Below are 15,749 nucleotides of genomic sequence, written 5' to 3' on the forward strand. Positions count from 1 at the left end.
CGTAGGGCCATCTGGACGGCACCGTGGCGGTGGGCTAGCTTCGCCCGCCATGAGGCGTTCGGGGAGCACGCGACGGATGGGGCACACTTTTCGGACAGTGGCCGTGGGGGCGGTGTGCGGGGCGGCGCTGGCCGCGCTGACTGCCGTGCCCGCGCAGGCGCACGAGCCGCAGGGCCGGGCGCCGCACTGGGAGCTCAAGGACAGCGGCAAGCCGCAGGTGCGGTTCCGGGGCCTGTCCGCCGTCAGCCGGAGCACCGCCTGGCTGGCCGGAACCGCGGGTACCGTCCTGCGCACCGCCGACGGCGGAGCGACCTGGCGCGATGTCTCGCCGCCCGGTGCCGCGGAGTTGCAGTTCCGGGACATCGAGGCCTTCGACGCGCGGCGCGCCGTGGTGCTGGCCATCGGAGAGGGCGAGGCGTCCCGGGTCTACCGCACGGACGACGGCGGCGCGACCTGGACGGAGTCCTTCCGCAACACCGACCCACGGGCCTTCTACGACTGCATGACGTTCTTCGACCGCAGGCACGGCCTGGCGATGAGCGACCCGGTGGACGGGAAGTTCCGCATCCTGTCGACCGGTGACGGCGGTCGCTCCTGGAAGGTGCTGCCGAGCGACGGGATGCCCGCCGCGCTGGAGGGCGAGGCCGGCTTCGCGGCGAGCGGGCAGTGCCTGGTCGGGTCCGGGCCGAAGGACGTCTGGATGGCCACCGGCGGGGCCGCACGCGCGCGCGTGCTGCACTCCGGCGACCGGGGCCGGACCTGGACGGTCGCCGACACGCCGATCCCGGCGGGCGACCCGGCCCGTGGCGTCTTCGCCCTTGCCTTCCGCGACCGCACGCACGGCCTGGCGGTCGGCGGTGACTACCGCCCCGACCAGGCCTCCCCGCAGGCCGCGGCCCGCACCGGCGACGGGGGCGCCGCATGGCAGCCCGCCGCGACGCCGGTGACCGCCTACCGCTCCGGCGTCGCCTGGCTCCCGCACAGCCGCACCGCCGCCCTCGCGGTCGGCCCCACCGGCACCGACCTCACCACCGACGGTGGCCGCACCTGGCGGACCGTCGACACCGGCTCGTACGACACCGTGGACTGCACGCCGGACCTGGGCTGCTGGGCCGCGGGGGAGAAGGGCCGGGTCGCGCGGCTGGAGAGCTGAGCCGCGCGGAGCACGCCGGGGCGTTCGGCTGGAGATCCGGGCCGCAATGTGGGTACTCGGGCGCCGACTGCGAGAGGAGTGACCCGACATGCCACGCGGTTCGAGTGCCAAGCGTGAACGCCAGTACGAGCACATCAAGGAGAGCGCCAAGGACCGGGGCGAGAGCACCGAGCGGGCCAAGGAGATCGCGGCACGGACGGTGAACAAGGAGCGCGCCCGCTCCGGTGAGTCGAAGACCGCCAGCCGCACGTCCACCCAGGACATGTCGTCCGGCAAGCGCGGCGGTCAGCGGTCGGGCAAGGGCTCCCAGGGGCCCACCTACGAGCAGCTCTACGAGGAGGCCAAGCGACGCAACATCCACGGGCGTTCGGACATGAACAAGAGCCAGCTCAAGCAGGCGCTGGGCGGCAAGTGAGGCTCAGGCGGGCGTCTGTCGGTACCGCTCGAGTCCCGGCGCCGTCTTCGTGGCGACGAACTCGGTGATGCGGTAAGCGCAGACCCGGGCTTCGACGAACGGGTCGGTCGCGGCGATCTCCTCGATCCGAGCCCGATCCTCCGCGACGGCGAGGATGACACCGCCGTCGCGGGGGTTCTTGCGCCCGGACGCGAGGAACACCCCTTTGTCGTACAGCTCGTCGAGCCACGCCACATGCGCCTCCAGCACGGCGTCGACGTCCTCGATCGGGGCGGTGTAGGTCAGCTCCAGCACGAACATGATCGCGAGCCTACCCCTGGGCCCACGGCGGCCGGCCCCGTCCCCGTACGCTCGTGCCCACCATGACGACCGTACGCATTGCCGCGGGCTGGCCCGCGACCGAGGAAGAGGCCCGCGCCGTCCAGGACGAGCTGCGCGAGCGGGTGGTGCTCGACGAACCGGGGCCGCCGCCGGGAGCCGGGCATGTGACCGGTGTGGACGTGGCCTACGACGACGAGCGGGACATCGTCGCGGCCGCCGCCGTCGTCCTCGACGCGGCGACCCTGGACGTCGTTGCCGAGGCCACGGCGGTCGGCCGGATCTCCTTCCCGTACGTTCCCGGCCTGCTCGCCTTCCGTGAGATCCCCACGGTGCTGGCCGCCCTGGACGCCCTGCCCTGCCCGCCGGGACTCGTCGTCTGCGACGGCTACGGCCTCGCCCACCCCCGCCGCTTCGGCCTGGCCAGCCACCTCGGTGTCCTCACCGGCCTGCCCACGATCGGCGTCGCCAAGAACCCCTTCACCTTCGCCTACGACGACCCGGACGCACCGCGCGGCTCCTGGGCCCCGCTGCTGGCGGACGACGAGGTGGTCGGCCGCGCCCTGCGCACCCGAGCCGCCGTCAAGCCGGTCTTCGTCTCGGTCGGCCACCGCGTGAGTCTGGACAACGCCTGCGCCCACACGCTCGTGTTGACCCCCGAGTTCCGGCTGCCGGAGACCACGCGCAGGGCGGACTCCTTGTGCCGGGAGGCGCTCAAGGACGCGACCCCTTCCTGACCGGAGCGAGGGCCGCCCGGGCGGCGGACGGTCCCACTCGAGCGGACTGAGTACCTCGACTGAGTACCTGTACGGATGCCCCCACCCCCCCCGGGTCGGCAGGCTGGGCCGCATGACGACGCACCGCGCCCCGAAGCCCCTCGCCGACCCCCACCGCCCCGTCGAGCGCGCCGTGACGGCCGCGCTGGTTCTGGCCACGCTGGCCGGGCTGGGCTGGATCGTCGGGATGATCTACACCATCGCGGGGTGGCCGCTGTAGGTGGGCCGTTCCGGCCTGTTGCGCCGTGAACGTGGCCGTGAACGTGCAGGTGGCCCACCCGAGTGCTGCAATGGCTGAAGGAGCTGTCCCTCCGGCTGCGCCGCGGGCGACCGATGCTCGATGAGGTGTGACCGGGCCAGTACCCACCTCTTAGGAGTGGCCATGCACCAGGACATCGGGGACATGGGGCCCGTCGACTACTTGATCGTCGAGTTCCCCGGCAGCCGTATGACCGGGGAGGGGCTGCCCCTGCTCGTCGATCTGGTCGAGAGCGGTGTCATCCGCATCCTCGACCTCGTCTTCGTCCACAAGGGCACCGATGGATCGGTCGACGTGCTGGAGATCCGGGACATCGGGGACGACAGAGCCGATCTGGCGGTGTTCGAGGGAGCCTCGTCGGGACTGCTGGACCAGAGCGACCTGGACGACGCCGGTGCCGCGCTGGAGCCCGGCAACTCCGCCGCCGTCCTCGTGTACGAGAACGTCTGGGCCGCGCCCCTGGCCCGTGCGCTGCGGCGCGGCGGGGCCGAGCTGGTGGCCAGTGGCCGCATCCCCATGGACACGCTGCTGGCGTCGCTTGACGCCGCCGAGGAGGCAACGCCTTCCGGCTGAACCGCCCGCCGGTGGGACCGGCATCCGCCCACGCAGCGTCACACCACGCACGGAGCACAGGGGAGACGAGTGACATGCCAGGACTCCTTCGCGGCGTCGCCCGCACGGCCGTGATCTCGGGTACGGCCACAGCGGTGTCCAATCGCGTCTCACGGCGGCAGGCCGGCCGATGGGCCGAGCAGGACCGTGAATGGCAACCCTCCTACCAGCAGGAAGCCGCGCCGCCCGCGTCCGCCCCCGGCGCGGCACAGCCGGCTGCCGACGACATGACCAGCAAGATCGATCAGCTGAAGCAACTCGGCGACCTCAAGGGCCAGGGCCTGCTCACCGACGAGGAATTCGAGGCCCAGAAGCGCCAGGTCCTCAGCTGATGCGTAGGTAGCTGGGTCGTCCGGGAGCCGGGGCCCCGCTGCGGCCGCTTCGGGTCGAACTGCCCGCGGAACCGCGCTGGGACATTCCTCCGCGGTGGTGGCCGCTGCCGCTGCTGTCGCTCGGCGGCATCGCCGCCGCGATGCGTCAGAACGTCAACTGGCCAGCCCGTAGACGCTCCTTCCGGTCAGCCACAGGCCGACCGTGATGCTGCCGAACACTATTGCCTGTTGCGCGTGGTCCCCCATCCAGGAGCGCAGTCCCAGCAGTCGGCGCCGGGCCGGCGCCGGCTTGAGCACCACGTACAGTTCCGCGGCGAGCAGACTGGCGGTGGCCAGGACGCAGAACGCCAAGAGCACCAGCCATGTCGTGAGGTGGGAGGCGTCGGCCGCCACCACCGTCACGCCGCCCGCGGCGACGAGTCCCCACGGCTGGAGAAGGACGGCGAGTCCCGCCGCAGGCCAGATCGAGCCGCGGTCCAACCGCGTGGTGAGGAAGGACGACGACCTGCCGCGCGGCGGCGACGCCGCGGCAGCGGACGGACCGGCCCGGCCGAGGTGCTGGTGCGGCTCTCCCGCGATGGTTCCGCTCGGCGTGCGGCCGTGCACGGGCCGTCGGTGTCGGTGGATGCCGTACCCGATCAGCGACAGACCGATGAGGAGCTTGAGCACAAGGCTCACCGTGGAAGGAGGCGACCTCGGCTCCGGGGGCTGCCCGCCCGTCATCGTCAGGACCAGAGCGATCACCACGACGAAACACGCCACCCACCCCGAGATGAAGGCGAGCCCTGTACGCACGCCTCTGGCGGATGCCACCACCAGGGCGAACACCATGAAGGGGAGGGGATCGAGCGTGATGGCGAGGGCGATGAGCAGCAGGTCGACGACCATGGGGCGATCCCATCAGGCGCTGTACGCGTCGAGCGTATGCACGGCCATGACCTGCCGCATCTCTTGACGGTGCCCCCGTCACCCCTGCGGCCCCCGCTTCCGGCTGCGCCCGCTCGTGCGGCGGGGTGCCCTGGTCGGCTTCGTCGCGCATTCTGGAGACGGGAAGGAGCGGTTCCATGGAGACTTCCGTCGGCACGCCGTGGACAGAGGGGACCCGGACACCATGCTCGGGCTCCACCCCCGCCGACGGCTGATGCGGCGCGGGCCTTCGGGCGAGGACTCCGGCCGGTCGCCGAGTCGGCCCGACGGGGTGAGCCGCGAAGCGGGCGCCCGCCGACGGAGCCGGTCTGTGCTGCATGCCTCATGGTGGCGTGGTCGTTTCCGGGATCTGGCTGTCTGGCTGAGAGCCGTGCACGCGCGCGTGGAGACCCGCTTCCCGGTGATCACGGGACTCGTGGACCGCATGGTGTCGGTGAACATCTTCGACTCCGCCACCCGCATCGCGGCGCAGTGCTTCCTGACCGCAGTTCCGTTGCTGTTCGTACTCGGTGCGTACGCGCCGGAGGCGGTGCAGAAGCAGGTCACCGCATCGATCAGTGCCGTCTTCGGTCTGACGGGGCAGGCCAAGGACCAGGTGGAGCAGGCGTTTCAGCCCCCGACCGATGATCTGCGCCAGGCGACCGGCCTGGTGGGCCTTCTGATGGTGCTGCTGTCGGCCACTGCGGTGAGCCGCGCGGTGCAACGGCTGTGCAGGCGCGCCTGGCTGCTGCCCCGGGCCGGGGCGAAGGCCGCTCCGTGGAGGTGGCTGGCATGGATCGCCCTGTGGCTCGGCGCACTGGTCGTGCAAGGGCTGTTGCACAACGGGTTCGGCCTGGGGGAGTGGCTGGGATTCGCGATCGTCCTGGTCATGCAGGGGGGCATGTGGTGGTGGACCCAGCACCTCCTGCTGGGCGGCGCCGTCCGTTGGCCTCCCCTCCTGCCAGGCGCTGTCATCACCGCGGTCGCGGTCAGCGGCCTGTCCGCGACCGCGCACTTCTACATGCCGCGGGCGCTCAACCGGGCACTGGCCGACTACGGCTCCGCGGGTTCGGTCTTCGTCCTGCTGTCCTGGCTGATCGTCGTGTGCGTGGCCATCGCCATCGGCCTCAGCGCGGGAGCGGTCCTGTCCCAGGAGCCCTTCCTCAAACGCCACCTCGGTACCCCGACGTCGCCACTCTGATGGGGAACCTGGTCCATGACAGCGCGATCGCGGAACGGTGTTCTGGGGATCGGTGGTACCCCGATCCCCTCCTTGGGGCACCCGGGCACTAAGACCGTGTCCTATGTGGTGAGGCGGACAAGCCGCTTGTAGCAGCAGAGGGCAGCGGCAAGTCCGAGAAATGCCAGGTAGTTGCGGGGCTGGCGCTCGTAGCGGGGACTGAGTCTGCGGTAGCCGGACAGCCATGACATCGTGCGCTCGATCACCCACCTCCGACGCCCTAATCGCTCGCTGGATTCGATGCCTTTCCGGGCGATGCGTACTCCGATGCGCTTCCACCGGAGCCATCTGCGCAGGTCGGCGCGGTCGTAGGCTTTGTCGGCGTGGAGGCGCTGGGGCTTGAAGTAACGGCCGCGATGAGGGTCGTGTCTCGTTTGGTGACCCTCGATCATGGGCTTCAGCCCTTCGCTGTCGTGGACGTTGCCGGCCGAGACGCCGACGAGGAGGGGCAGTCCGTTCGCGTCCGACAAGATGTGCATCTCGGAACCCGGCTTGCCCCGGTCCACGGGGCTCGGACCTGTGTGTTCGCCCCTTTTTTTAGCCCTCACATGGGCGGTGTCGAGGACAACACGGGTGACGTCAATGAGGCCAGCGTCGTCGAGGCGGTGCAGCACGGCTTCGTGCAGGCGGCCCCAGACGCCGGCTCTCGACCAGATCAAGAACCGGCGGTGAGCCGTCGACTTCGATATGCCGAAACAGGGCGGCAGTTGGCGCCAGGCGCAGCCGCTGACCAGGACGTAGACGATGGCCGCGAACAGCGTCTCATCAGGCGTGTCCTGCGTTCCGCCGCCCTGCGGCCGTACCCTCGACGGCGGGATCAGCGGCTTCGCGATCTCCCACAGCCCGTCCGGAACGATCCAACTCCACGTATCCCGCCCCATGTACAGCGCAACGTCCGCCTCACCACATAGGACACGGTCTAAGGCACCCGGGCACCGCCCCTCCGGCTCGTCGGCAGAATCGGTTCAGCGGCCGGCGGCCACCCGGAATCAGCGGCTGGCGGCCACCCGGAAGGTGAGCCCCGCCCGGCGCAGCCGCCCGATCAGCGCGTCCCCCATCGCGACCGCCGTCGTGACCTGCCCGGCCGTGGGCGGCAGGTCGTCGAAGGCCAGGGACAGGGCCGACTCGGCGAACATCTTCGCCGTCTCGCCGTAGCCGGGGTCGCCGCCCGCGACCTCGGTGAACACCCGCCGCCCGCCTCCCTCGCCGACGAAGCGAACCGAGAACCAGCTCTTCGCGCGCTTCTGGGGGCCCGGCCCCTCGCCGGGCTTGAGCCGGTCGGACAACCAGTGCCGGGCGGGCGGCAGTTGGGCGGCCGTGAAGAGCGCGCCCATCGCCGCGACCCCGCCGACCGCGACGGGCAGATGCCGTACCGCGGCGTAGTGGCGGTAGCGGAAGTCGGGGCCGTAGCGATCGAGGGCCCGCGCGGAGCGCTTGACGATCTGCGGGTCGATCGTCGGCAGCGGCACGGCCCAGGCGCCGACCTCCTTGGCGAACCGGGGCGCGCCCGTCGGCGCCAGCGCCCGGCGCCCCATCAGCCGCGGCTCGTGGCGGGCCCGGTCGCGTGCGGCGGCCAGCATCTGGCGCCCGCGCGAGAACTGGTTGAGCGCCGACGCGAAGGTGCCGCCCGAGAAGGTGGCGTCGGCGGTCACGAACCCGTCCACCGTGAGCGGGACGCCCTCCGGCAGCTGCTGGACCGTGAAGTACGCGCCCAGGTCGTGCGGAACGGAGTCGAAGCCGCAGGCGTGGACCAGCCGCGCACCCGTCTCACGCGCGCGTGCGTCGTGCAGGACGTACATCCGGTCCACGAACTCCGGCTCGCCGGACAGGTCCAGATAGTCGGCGCCCGTGTCCGCGCAGGCGGCGACGAGATCCTCGCCGTACTTCACGTACGGACCCACCGTCGTGGCCACCACGCGCGCGTGCTCGGCGAGCCGGCGCATCGAGGCCGGATCGGCGACGTCCGCCTCCAGTACCCCGATCCCCTCGCCGCCGGGCAGCGACTCGCGCAGCCGCTCCAGCTTCGCCCCGCTGCGGCCGGCGATGGCCCAGCGCAGCCCCTCGGGCGCGTGCGCGGCGAGGTACTCCGCGGTGAGTACCCCGACGAAGCCCGTCGCTCCGAAGAGCACGATGTCGTACGGACGATCCGTCCCGCTCAGCCTGCCCATGACACCCCTCGGTTTCCGCAGCACGCGCCGTTGTCGGTGGCCGAGGCTAGCGTGAGGTGTGCGGAGCCCGACGACGAGCCCGGAGGTAGTGCGGTGGCCGTGCCCAGGAATGCCCTGAAGAAGTGGGAGAAAGCGCGCGAGTTCGCGCTCGGGCTGCCGGGTGCCACCGAGGCCCACGCGGCGGAGCCGCATATCGATGAAGACCGTGGGGCGAGACGGTCGCGAAGGTCAACCCACGCCCACGCGCTGACCTGCCCGGGTGCCGAACCCGCCGGATACGGCCTGGGCAAGGCGGGCTGGGTGGGCATCCCGCTGGAGCAGAAGGGCGCCCCGGCGGCCGAGCTGCTGTGCGACTGGGTGGAGGAGAGCTACCGGGTGATCGCGCCGAAGCGGCTGACGGCGGAGGAAGCGGCTGACGGCGGAGCTGGACGGACGCTGACCGGCCGGTAAATTGGCTAAGCGCTTGCTCGCTCAGGTCTTGTGCCCACCGGGACACCTTCTTAGCATCACTGGTGTTACATCAGTTGTGTCACGCCAATGGGGGCTGGATGACAACGGCAACGACGCCCGGGCACGGCCCGCTCACCGGCGTGCGCGTGGTCGAGCTGGCCGGTATCGGCCCCGGCCCGTTCGCGGCCATGCTCCTCGCCGACCTGGGCGCCGACGTCGTCCGCGTGGACCGGCCCGGCGGCACCGGGCTCGCCATCAATACCGAGTACGACATCACCAACCGCAACAAGCGCTCGGTGATCATCGACCTGAAGTCTCCCGACGGCGCGGCCCGTGTCCTCGACCTGGCCGCCCGCGCCGACATCCTCATCGAGGGAAACCGCCCCGGCGTCGCCGAGCGCCTCGGCGTCGGGCCCGAGGCCTGCCACGCCCGCAACCCCGCGCTGGTCTACGGCCGGATGACCGGCTGGGGCCAGGAGGGGCCGCTCGCCCACCGCGCCGGTCATGACATCGGGTACATCGCCCTGACCGGCACCCTCGGCATGATCGGCAGCCCCGACGAGCCACCCGCGGTCCCCGCCAACCTGGTCGGCGACTACGCGGGCGGCTCCCTCTACCTCGTCGTCGGCGTCCTCGCCGCGCTCCACCACGCGCGTGCGACCGGCACCGGCCAGGTCGTCGACGCCGCCATCGTCGACGGCGCCTCGCACCTCGCCGCGATGATCCACGGCATGCTCGCCGCCGGCGGCTGGCAGGACCGGCGCGGCGCCAACCTCCTCGACGGCGGCTGCCCGTACTACGGCACCTATGAGACGGCCGACGGCAAGTACATGGCGGTCGGTGCCCTGGAGCCGCAGTTCTACGAGGAGTTCGTGAGAGTCCTCGGCATCCCGGAACACGCCGACGCCCGCAAGGACTGGACCCGCTGGGACGAGCTGCGGGCGGCCGTCGCGGCCCGCTTCAAGTCCCGTACGAGGGACGACTGGACGGCCGTCTTCGAGGGCACCGACGCGTGCGTGGCCCCCGTCCTGTCGCTGCGCGAGGCCTCGCGGCACCCGCACCTCGCGGCCCGCGGCACCTTCACCGACCACGGCGGCATCACCCAGCCGGCCCCCGCTCCACGCTTCTCCGCGACCCCGACGTCCGTCCGCGGCGGCCCCGCCCAGCCGGGCGCACACACCGCCGACGTGGCCCGCGACTGGGATCTACCCGACCTCCTTGAGGGCCTCGACTCGGACGGCCCCGCAACGAAGGGCCCCGACTCGGACGGCCCAGCAACGAAGGGCCTCGCATGAAACGGCAGATCTTCGCCCCCGAGCACGACGCGTTCCGCGCGACCGTGCGCAGCTTCCTGGCCAGGGAGGTGCTGCCGTACTACGAGCAGTGGGAGAAGGACGGCATCGTCTCCCGTGACGCCTGGCGCGCGGCCGGAAAGCAGGGCCTGCTCGGCTTCGCCGTGCCCGAGGAGTACGGAGGCGGCGGCACCCCCGACTTCCGCTACAGCGCCGTCCTCGCGGAGGAGTTCACACGCGCGGGCGCACCGGGACTCGCCCTCGGCCTGCACAACGACATCATCGGCCCGTATCTGACGGGCCTTGCCACCGACGAGCAGAAGCGCCGCTGGCTGCCGGGCTTCTGCGACGGCACGCTGATCACCGCGATCGCCATGACCGAGCCCGGCGCCGGCTCCGACCTCCAGGGCATCCGCACCCACGCCGAGGACCGCGGCGACCACTGGGTGCTGAACGGCTCCAAGACGTTCATCTCCAACGGCATCATCGCCGACCTGGTGATCGTCGTCGCGAAGACGACTGCCGAGGGCGGCGCGCGCGGGCTGTCGCTGCTCGTCGTCGAGCGCGGCATGGAGGGCTTCGAGCGCGGCCGGAACCTCGACAAGATCGGTCAGAAGGCGCAGGACACGGCCGAACTGTTCTTCCACGACGTACGCGTGCCCAAGGAGAACCTCCTGGGCACGCTCGACGGCGCCTTCGTCCACCTGATGACCAACCTCGCCCAGGAGCGCCTGAGCATCGCCGTCTCCGCGATCGCCGCCGCGGAACACCTGCTGGAGATCACCACGGAGTACGTCAAGGAGCGCGAGGCGTTCGGCCGGCCGCTGGCCACCAAGCAGCACATCCGTTTCGAGATCGCCGAGATGGCCACCGAGTGCGCTGTCACCCGCACCTTCCTCGACCGCTGCATAGAGGACCACGACAGAGGCGAACTCGACGCCGTCCACGCCTCGATGGCCAAGTGGTGGGCGACCGAGCTGCAGAAGCGGGTCGCCGATCGCTGTCTGCAACTGCACGGCGGCTACGGCTACATGAGTGAATACCCGGTCGCCCGTGCCTTCACCGACGGCCGTATCCAGACGATCTACGGCGGGACGACCGAGATCATGAAAGAGATCATCGGCCGTTCCCTGCTCGGCTAGCCCTCCTGCCCGGCCGAGGCTCCAAGGCTCGGCAGACCCTCACCCCCGAAAGGCCTCCCAGTGAGCACCGAAGCGTACGTGTACGACGCGATCCGCACCCCGCGCGGCCGCGGCAAGGCGAACGGCGCCCTGCACGGCACCAAGCCCATCGACCTGGTCGTCGGCCTCATCCACGAGCTCCGCGACCGCTTCCCGAACCTCGACCCGGCCGCGATCGACGACATCGTGCTCGGCGTCGTCGGCCCGGTCGGCGACCAGGGCTCCGACATCGCACGCATCGCCGCCATCGCCGCCGGGCTGCCGGACACGGTGGCCGGCGTGCAGGAGAACCGCTTCTGTGCGTCGGGCCTGGAGGCCGTGAACATGGCCGCCGCCAAGGTCCGTTCGGGCTTCGAGGACCTCGTCCTCGCGGGCGGCGTCGAGTCCATGTCCCGGGTGCCGATGGCCTCGGACGGCGGCGCCTGGTTCAACGACCCGATGACCAACCTCGCCGTGAACTTCGTGCCGCAGGGCATCGGCGCCGACCTGATCGCCACCATCGAGGGCTTCTCACGCCGGGACGTCGACGAGTACGCGGCGCTCTCGCAGGAGCGGGCGGCGACGGCCTGGAAGGAGGGCCGCTTCGACCGGTCCGTCGTCCCGGTCAAGGACCGCTCCGGCCTCGTCGTCCTCGACCACGACGAGCACATGCGCGCCGGCACCACCGCCGACTCCCTCGCCAAGCTGAAGGCGTCCTTCGCGGACATCGGCGACCTGGGCGGGTTCGACGCCGTCGCGCTGCAGAAGTACCACTGGGTCGAGAAGATCGACCACGTCCACCACGCGGGCAACTCCTCCGGCATCGTCGACGGTGCCTCGCTGGTCGCGATCGGCAACAAGGAGGTCGGCGAGCGCCACGGACTCACCCCGCGCGCCCGCATCGTCTCCGCCGCCGTCTCCGGCTCCGAGCCCACCATCATGCTCACCGGCCCCGCGCCCGCCACCCGCAAGGCGCTCGCCAAGGCCGGGCTGACCATCGACGACATCGACCTCGTCGAGATCAACGAGGCGTTCGCGGCGGTCGTCCTGCGCTTCGTGCGGGACATGGGCCTGTCCCTGGACAAGGTCAACGTCAACGGCGGCGCCATCGCCCTCGGCCACCCGCTCGGCGCGACCGGCGCCATGATCCTCGGCTCGCTCGTCGACGAACTGGAGCGCCAGGACAAGCGGTACGGCCTCGCCACGCTGTGCGTCGGCGGCGGCATGGGCATCGCCACCATCGTCGAGCGCATCTGACCCCCTCCCGACGGATCACACGGAGCATCTCCACATGAGCACTGAATCCACCACCATCCGCTGGGAGCAGGACCGTTCGGGCGTCGTCACCCTCGTCCTGGACGATCCCAACCAGTCCGCGAACACCATGAACCAGGCGTTCCGCGACTCCCTCGCCGTGGTCGTCGACCGTCTGGAGGCGGAGAAGGACACCATCCGCGGTGTCATCATCACCTCCGCCAAGAAGACCTTCTTCGCCGGCGGCGACCTGCGCGACCTGATCCGGGTCACCCCCGAGACCGCGCAGGACCTGTTCGACGGCGGCATGGCCATCAAGCGCAACCTGCGCCGCATCGAGACCCTCGGCAAGCCGGTCGTCGCCGCGATGAACGGCGCGGCCCTCGGCGGCGGCTACGAGATCGCGCTGGCCTGCCACCACCGCATCGCCCTCGACGCGCCCGGCTCCAAGATCGGCTGCCCCGAGGTCACCCTCGGCCTGCTGCCGGGCGGTGGCGGCGTCGTCCGCACCGTGCGCCTGCTCGGCATCGCCGACGCACTGCTGAAGGTGCTGCTCCAGGGCACCCAGTACAACCCTCAGCGCGCCCTGCAGAACGGCCTCGTCGACGACGTGGCCGCCACCCAGGAGGAACTGCTCGCCAAGGCCCGTGCCTTCATCGAGGCCAACCCCGAGTCGCAGCAGCCCTGGGACAAGCCCGGCTACCGGATCCCCGGCGGCACCCCCGCCAACCCCAAGTTCGCGGCGAACCTGCCCGCGTTCCCGGCCAACCTGCGCAAGCAGACGAACGGCGCCCCCTACCCGGCCCCGCGCAACATCCTCGCGGCCGCCGTCGAGGGCTCCCAGGTCGACTTCGAGACGGCGCAGGTCATCGAGGCGCGCTACTTCGTGGAGCTGGCGGCCGGCCAGACGTCGAAGAACATGATCCAGGCGTTCTTCTTCGACCTCCAGGCGGTCAACTCCGGCGCGAACCGGCCGGGGGGCATCGAGCCGCGCAAGGTCCGCAAGGTCGCCGTGCTGGGCGCCGGGATGATGGGCGCGGGCATCGCCTACTCGTGCGCCCGCGCCGGCATCGAGGTGGTCCTGAAGGACGTCTCGGCGGAGGCGGCCGCCAAGGGCAAGGGCTACTCCGAGAAGCTGTGCGCCAAGGCGGTCTCCCGGGGCCGTACGACGCAGGAGAAGGCCGACGCGCTGCTGGCCCGCATCACGCCGACGGCCGATCCGCAGGACGTGGCCGGCTGCGACGCGGTCATCGAGGCGGTCTTCGAGAACCCCGAGCTCAAGCACAAGGTGTTCCAGGAGATCCAGGACATCGTCGAGCCGGACGCGCTGCTGTGCTCCAACACCTCGACGCTTCCGATCACCGCCCTCGCCGAAGGCGTGGAGCGCCAGGCCGACTTCATCGGGCTGCACTTCTTCTCGCCCGTCGACAAGATGCCGCTCGTCGAGATCATCAAGGGCGAGCGGACCGGGGACGAGGCGCTGGCCCGCGCCTTCGACCTGGTCCGGCAGATCAACAAGACGCCGATCGTCGTGAACGACTCGCGCGGCTTCTTCACCTCCCGGGTCATCGGCCACTTCATCAACGAGGGCGTGGCGATGGTCGGCGAGGGCATCGAGCCCGCCTCCGTCGAACAGGCCGCGGCGCAGGCCGGCTACCCCGCCAAGGTCCTCTCCCTGATGGACGAGCTGACGCTCACGCTGCCGCGCAAGATCCGGGGCGAGTCCAAGCGGGCCGTGGAGGAGGCGGGCGGCACCTGGACGACCCATCCCGCCGAGGCCGTCATCGACCGCATGGTCGACGAGTTCGGGCGGACCGGGCGCAGTGGCGGGGCGGGCTTCTACGAGTACGGCGAGGACGGCAAGCGGGCCGGGCTGTGGCCGGGGCTGCGCGAGCACTTCACCAAGCCTGGCCATGAGATCCCGTTCGAGGACATGCAGGAGCGCATGCTCTTCTCGGAGGCGCTCGACACGGTCAAGCTGCTGGAGGAGGGCGTCCTGACGTCCGTCGCCGACGCCAACATCGGCTCCATCTTCGGTATCGGCTTCCCCGGGTGGACGGGCGGGGTGCTGCAGTACATCAACGGCTACGAGGGTGGCGTCCCTGGATTCGTGGCACGCGCGCGTGAGCTGGCCGAGCGGTACGGGGAGCGGTTCACGCCGTCGGCGCTGCTGGTGGAGAAGGCGGAGAAGGGGGAGCGCTTCGGGGACGGGTGACGCCCGGGTGGGGGGAGGGTTTCCTCGCCCCCGCCGCCCCTACCCTTCCCGACCCTGGGGGCTGCCGCCCCCAGACCCCCGCTTCGGCCCTTAAGGGGCCTCGTCCTCAAACGCCGGACGGGCTGAAATTGCCTGCCCGGCGACATCCAGCGCCGCCGGCGAAATCCAGCCCCTCCGGCGTTTGAGGAGCGGGGTCTGGGGCGGAGCCCCAGAAGGACGGGAAGGGTAGGGGCGGCGGGGGCGAGAACCCTCCCCGCCTCACCCCCCGTACCGCTGACCAGCACGCCTCCCATGCCGATCCCGCCCCCGAGTACGTCCTCGGCGTCCACGTGTCAGGCGGATCCGCTTTCCTCTGAGTCCGTCAGCCATTCGTGCAGCTCTTCCCTGAGCGACCGCTGAAAGGTCGTCAGCAGGGCCTGGACGACGATGGGTTGCATATGGGCGGACAGTGACTTCACGTCCTGCGCGGCGCGTTCCGACACCTCGCCCCGGAACAGCTGCGACAGTTCGTGGGCCGCCGCGCGCGAGTGCTCGATCAGGACCTTCCGTGCGGCGAGGATCGCGTCCTGGGACAGCGGTACGTCGAGGAGCTGGACGCCGAGCCTGAGCAGCCCGAGGTCGACGCGGTACGAGCCGTCCTCGGGCCGTACGACGTTCATCGCGCCCAGCCGCTCGATGTCCTCCTCGCCCAGGGCCCGCCCGGCCCGCCGCTCCAGCTCCTGGCGCGTCACCGTCTCCGCGGTGTCCGGGGCCCAGGAGGCGACGACGGCCCGGTGGATGGCGAGGTCGTGCATGCTCAGGTCCGTCGGCAACTGCTGCACGTACCGTTCGATGGCCGCCAGCGTCATGCCCTGCTGCTGCAGCTCCTCGATGAGCGCCAGCCGGGCCAGATGCTCGCGCCCGTAGTGCCCCACCCTGCGCGGACCGATCACCGGAGGCGGCAGCAGCCCCTTGGTGCCGTAGAACCGCACCGTGCGGACCGTCATACCCGCCCGCGCGGCCAGCTCGTCGATCGTGAGGGTCGGTGCCCCGCCCTCGGCGGTGTCGGTCGTCATGTGCAGCAGTATCGCTGTCTCACCAACGCTGTGACACCTCCTGATGCCGGTGTGACCGCCGTGTGAGAAGTAACGCTCTGTGACCTACGCCACCGCGTGGGCCGCGCTCTCTGGGGGAAGGTGGCCCCTTGGTCTGTGCCTTTA

At 71.1% G+C, this 15,749-nt stretch carries 17 protein-coding genes; 12 read left to right on the forward strand and 5 right to left on the reverse strand.

All coding sequences use genetic code 11. The features are described 5' to 3' along the window. Positions 1-76: 76 nt before the first annotated feature. Entirely contained in the window at positions 77-1,153 is a 1,077-nt protein-coding gene (locus EJ357_RS40320) for a WD40/YVTN/BNR-like repeat-containing protein (protein WP_126396699.1), read from the forward strand. Between the two features lie 88 nt (positions 1,154-1,241). Beyond that, the gene (locus EJ357_RS40325) at positions 1,242-1,568 is read left to right on the forward strand and encodes a plasmid stabilization protein (RefSeq protein ID WP_126396701.1); all 327 of its coding nucleotides are present in this window, start codon (positions 1,242-1,244) and stop codon (positions 1,566-1,568) included. Positions 1,569-1,571: 3 nt separating this feature from the next. Here the strand turns inward: EJ357_RS40325 and EJ357_RS40330 are convergent, their stop codons facing one another. Then, positions 1,572-1,868, reverse strand: a complete 297-nt coding sequence (locus EJ357_RS40330; RefSeq protein ID WP_126396703.1) for a YciI family protein — start codon at positions 1,866-1,868, stop codon at positions 1,572-1,574. Positions 1,869-1,930: 62 nt separating this feature from the next. On the opposite strand from EJ357_RS40330, the gene EJ357_RS40335 reads away from it, so the two are divergent. The 4 genes from EJ357_RS40335 (at position 1,931) to EJ357_RS40345 (ending at position 3,865) form a co-directional block, all read left to right on the forward strand. After that, a complete protein-coding gene (locus tag EJ357_RS40335; RefSeq protein WP_126396705.1) occupies positions 1,931-2,623 on the forward strand; it encodes an endonuclease V in 693 nt (230 codons plus the stop codon). Between the two features lie 112 nt (positions 2,624-2,735). Continuing rightward, complete coding sequence (gene mmpA, locus EJ357_RS48640; RefSeq protein WP_175647692.1) at positions 2,736-2,882, forward strand: morphogenic membrane protein MmpA; 147 nt, start codon at positions 2,736-2,738, stop codon at positions 2,880-2,882. A gap of 162 nt (positions 2,883-3,044) precedes the next feature. Then, complete coding sequence (locus EJ357_RS40340) at positions 3,045-3,494, forward strand: DUF6325 family protein (RefSeq protein WP_228472756.1); 450 nt, start codon at positions 3,045-3,047, stop codon at positions 3,492-3,494. Between the two features lie 74 nt (positions 3,495-3,568). Further along, a complete protein-coding gene (locus EJ357_RS40345) occupies positions 3,569-3,865 on the forward strand; it encodes an SHOCT domain-containing protein (protein WP_126396707.1) in 297 nt (98 codons plus the stop codon). Between the two features lie 153 nt (positions 3,866-4,018). Here EJ357_RS40345 and EJ357_RS40350 read toward each other — a convergent pair whose 3' ends face one another. Beyond that, positions 4,019-4,753 carry a GAP family protein gene (locus tag EJ357_RS40350; protein WP_126396709.1) on the reverse strand — a complete coding sequence of 245 codons (735 nt, stop codon included), beginning with the start codon at positions 4,751-4,753 and terminating at the stop codon, positions 4,019-4,021. A 409-nt stretch (positions 4,754-5,162) separates the two neighbouring features. Here EJ357_RS40350 and EJ357_RS40355 point away from each other — a divergent pair, with 409 nt between their 5' ends. Next, a complete protein-coding gene (locus tag EJ357_RS40355) occupies positions 5,163-5,972 on the forward strand; it encodes a YhjD/YihY/BrkB family envelope integrity protein (RefSeq protein ID WP_228472757.1) in 810 nt (269 codons plus the stop codon). A gap of 101 nt (positions 5,973-6,073) precedes the next feature. Here EJ357_RS40355 and EJ357_RS40360 read toward each other — a convergent pair whose 3' ends face one another. Both EJ357_RS40360 and EJ357_RS40365 read right to left on the reverse strand, forming a co-directional pair. After that, the gene (locus EJ357_RS40360) at positions 6,074-6,892 is read right to left on the reverse strand and encodes an IS5 family transposase (RefSeq protein ID WP_126396711.1); all 819 of its coding nucleotides are present in this window, start codon (positions 6,890-6,892) and stop codon (positions 6,074-6,076) included. Positions 6,893-7,000: 108 nt separating this feature from the next. Continuing rightward, positions 7,001-8,179, reverse strand: a complete 1,179-nt coding sequence (locus EJ357_RS40365) for a saccharopine dehydrogenase family protein (protein WP_126396713.1) — start codon at positions 8,177-8,179, stop codon at positions 7,001-7,003. 93 nt (positions 8,180-8,272) lie between these two features. On the opposite strand from EJ357_RS40365, the gene EJ357_RS40370 reads away from it, so the two are divergent. The 5 genes from EJ357_RS40370 (at position 8,273) to EJ357_RS40390 (ending at position 14,550) form a co-directional block, all read left to right on the forward strand. Beyond that, a complete protein-coding gene (locus EJ357_RS40370) occupies positions 8,273-8,629 on the forward strand; it encodes an MmcQ/YjbR family DNA-binding protein (RefSeq protein ID WP_126396715.1) in 357 nt (118 codons plus the stop codon). 98 nt (positions 8,630-8,727) lie between these two features. Beyond that, complete coding sequence (locus EJ357_RS40375; protein WP_126396717.1) at positions 8,728-9,924, forward strand: CaiB/BaiF CoA transferase family protein; 1,197 nt, start codon at positions 8,728-8,730, stop codon at positions 9,922-9,924. Then, positions 9,921-11,063 (forward strand): acyl-CoA dehydrogenase family protein, encoded by a 1,143-nt coding sequence (locus tag EJ357_RS40380; protein WP_126396719.1) that lies wholly within the window; start codon positions 9,921-9,923, stop codon positions 11,061-11,063. Before EJ357_RS40375 ends, EJ357_RS40380 begins: the two co-directional genes overlap by 4 nt. A 60-nt stretch (positions 11,064-11,123) precedes the next feature. After that, positions 11,124-12,338, forward strand: a complete 1,215-nt coding sequence (locus EJ357_RS40385) for an acetyl-CoA C-acetyltransferase (RefSeq protein WP_126396721.1) — start codon at positions 11,124-11,126, stop codon at positions 12,336-12,338. A 34-nt stretch (positions 12,339-12,372) separates the two neighbouring features. Further along, positions 12,373-14,550 carry a 3-hydroxyacyl-CoA dehydrogenase NAD-binding domain-containing protein gene (locus EJ357_RS40390; protein ID WP_126396723.1) on the forward strand — a complete coding sequence of 726 codons (2,178 nt, stop codon included), beginning with the start codon at positions 12,373-12,375 and terminating at the stop codon, positions 14,548-14,550. A gap of 332 nt (positions 14,551-14,882) precedes the next feature. Here EJ357_RS40390 and EJ357_RS40400 read toward each other — a convergent pair whose 3' ends face one another. Next, positions 14,883-15,605 (reverse strand): MerR family transcriptional regulator, encoded by a 723-nt coding sequence (locus tag EJ357_RS40400; RefSeq protein ID WP_175647693.1) that lies wholly within the window; start codon positions 15,603-15,605, stop codon positions 14,883-14,885. Between the last annotated feature and the right edge of the window lie 144 nt (positions 15,606-15,749).

The organism is Streptomyces cyaneochromogenes (assembly GCF_003963535.1).
Taxonomy (GTDB): Bacteria; Actinomycetota; Actinomycetes; order Streptomycetales; family Streptomycetaceae; genus Streptomyces; species Streptomyces shaanxiensis.

Excerpts from the sequence above, each read along its gene's own strand:
- EJ357_RS40320 (WP_126396699.1), top strand. The coding sequence starts at position 77 with ATGGGGCACACTTTTCGGACAGTGGCCGTGGGGGCGGTGTGCGGGGCG.
- EJ357_RS40325 (WP_126396701.1), top strand. The coding sequence starts at position 1,242 with ATGCCACGCGGTTCGAGTGCCAAGCGTGAACGCCAGTACGAGCACATC.
- EJ357_RS40330 (WP_126396703.1), bottom strand. The coding sequence starts at position 1,868 with ATGTTCGTGCTGGAGCTGACCTACACCGCCCCGATCGAGGACGTCGAC.
- EJ357_RS40335 (WP_126396705.1), top strand. The coding sequence starts at position 1,931 with ATGACGACCGTACGCATTGCCGCGGGCTGGCCCGCGACCGAGGAAGAG.
- mmpA (WP_175647692.1), top strand. The coding sequence starts at position 2,736 with ATGACGACGCACCGCGCCCCGAAGCCCCTCGCCGACCCCCACCGCCCC.
- EJ357_RS40340 (WP_228472756.1), top strand. The coding sequence starts at position 3,045 with ATGCACCAGGACATCGGGGACATGGGGCCCGTCGACTACTTGATCGTC.
- EJ357_RS40345 (WP_126396707.1), top strand. The coding sequence starts at position 3,569 with ATGCCAGGACTCCTTCGCGGCGTCGCCCGCACGGCCGTGATCTCGGGT.
- EJ357_RS40350 (WP_126396709.1), bottom strand. The coding sequence starts at position 4,753 with ATGGTCGTCGACCTGCTGCTCATCGCCCTCGCCATCACGCTCGATCCC.
- EJ357_RS40360 (WP_126396711.1), bottom strand. The coding sequence starts at position 6,892 with ATGGGGCGGGATACGTGGAGTTGGATCGTTCCGGACGGGCTGTGGGAG.
- EJ357_RS40365 (WP_126396713.1), bottom strand. The coding sequence starts at position 8,179 with ATGGGCAGGCTGAGCGGGACGGATCGTCCGTACGACATCGTGCTCTTC.
- EJ357_RS40375 (WP_126396717.1), top strand. The coding sequence starts at position 8,728 with ATGACAACGGCAACGACGCCCGGGCACGGCCCGCTCACCGGCGTGCGC.
- EJ357_RS40380 (WP_126396719.1), top strand. The coding sequence starts at position 9,921 with ATGAAACGGCAGATCTTCGCCCCCGAGCACGACGCGTTCCGCGCGACC.
- EJ357_RS40390 (WP_126396723.1), top strand. The coding sequence starts at position 12,373 with ATGAGCACTGAATCCACCACCATCCGCTGGGAGCAGGACCGTTCGGGC.
- EJ357_RS40400 (WP_175647693.1), bottom strand. The coding sequence starts at position 15,605 with ATGACGACCGACACCGCCGAGGGCGGGGCACCGACCCTCACGATCGAC.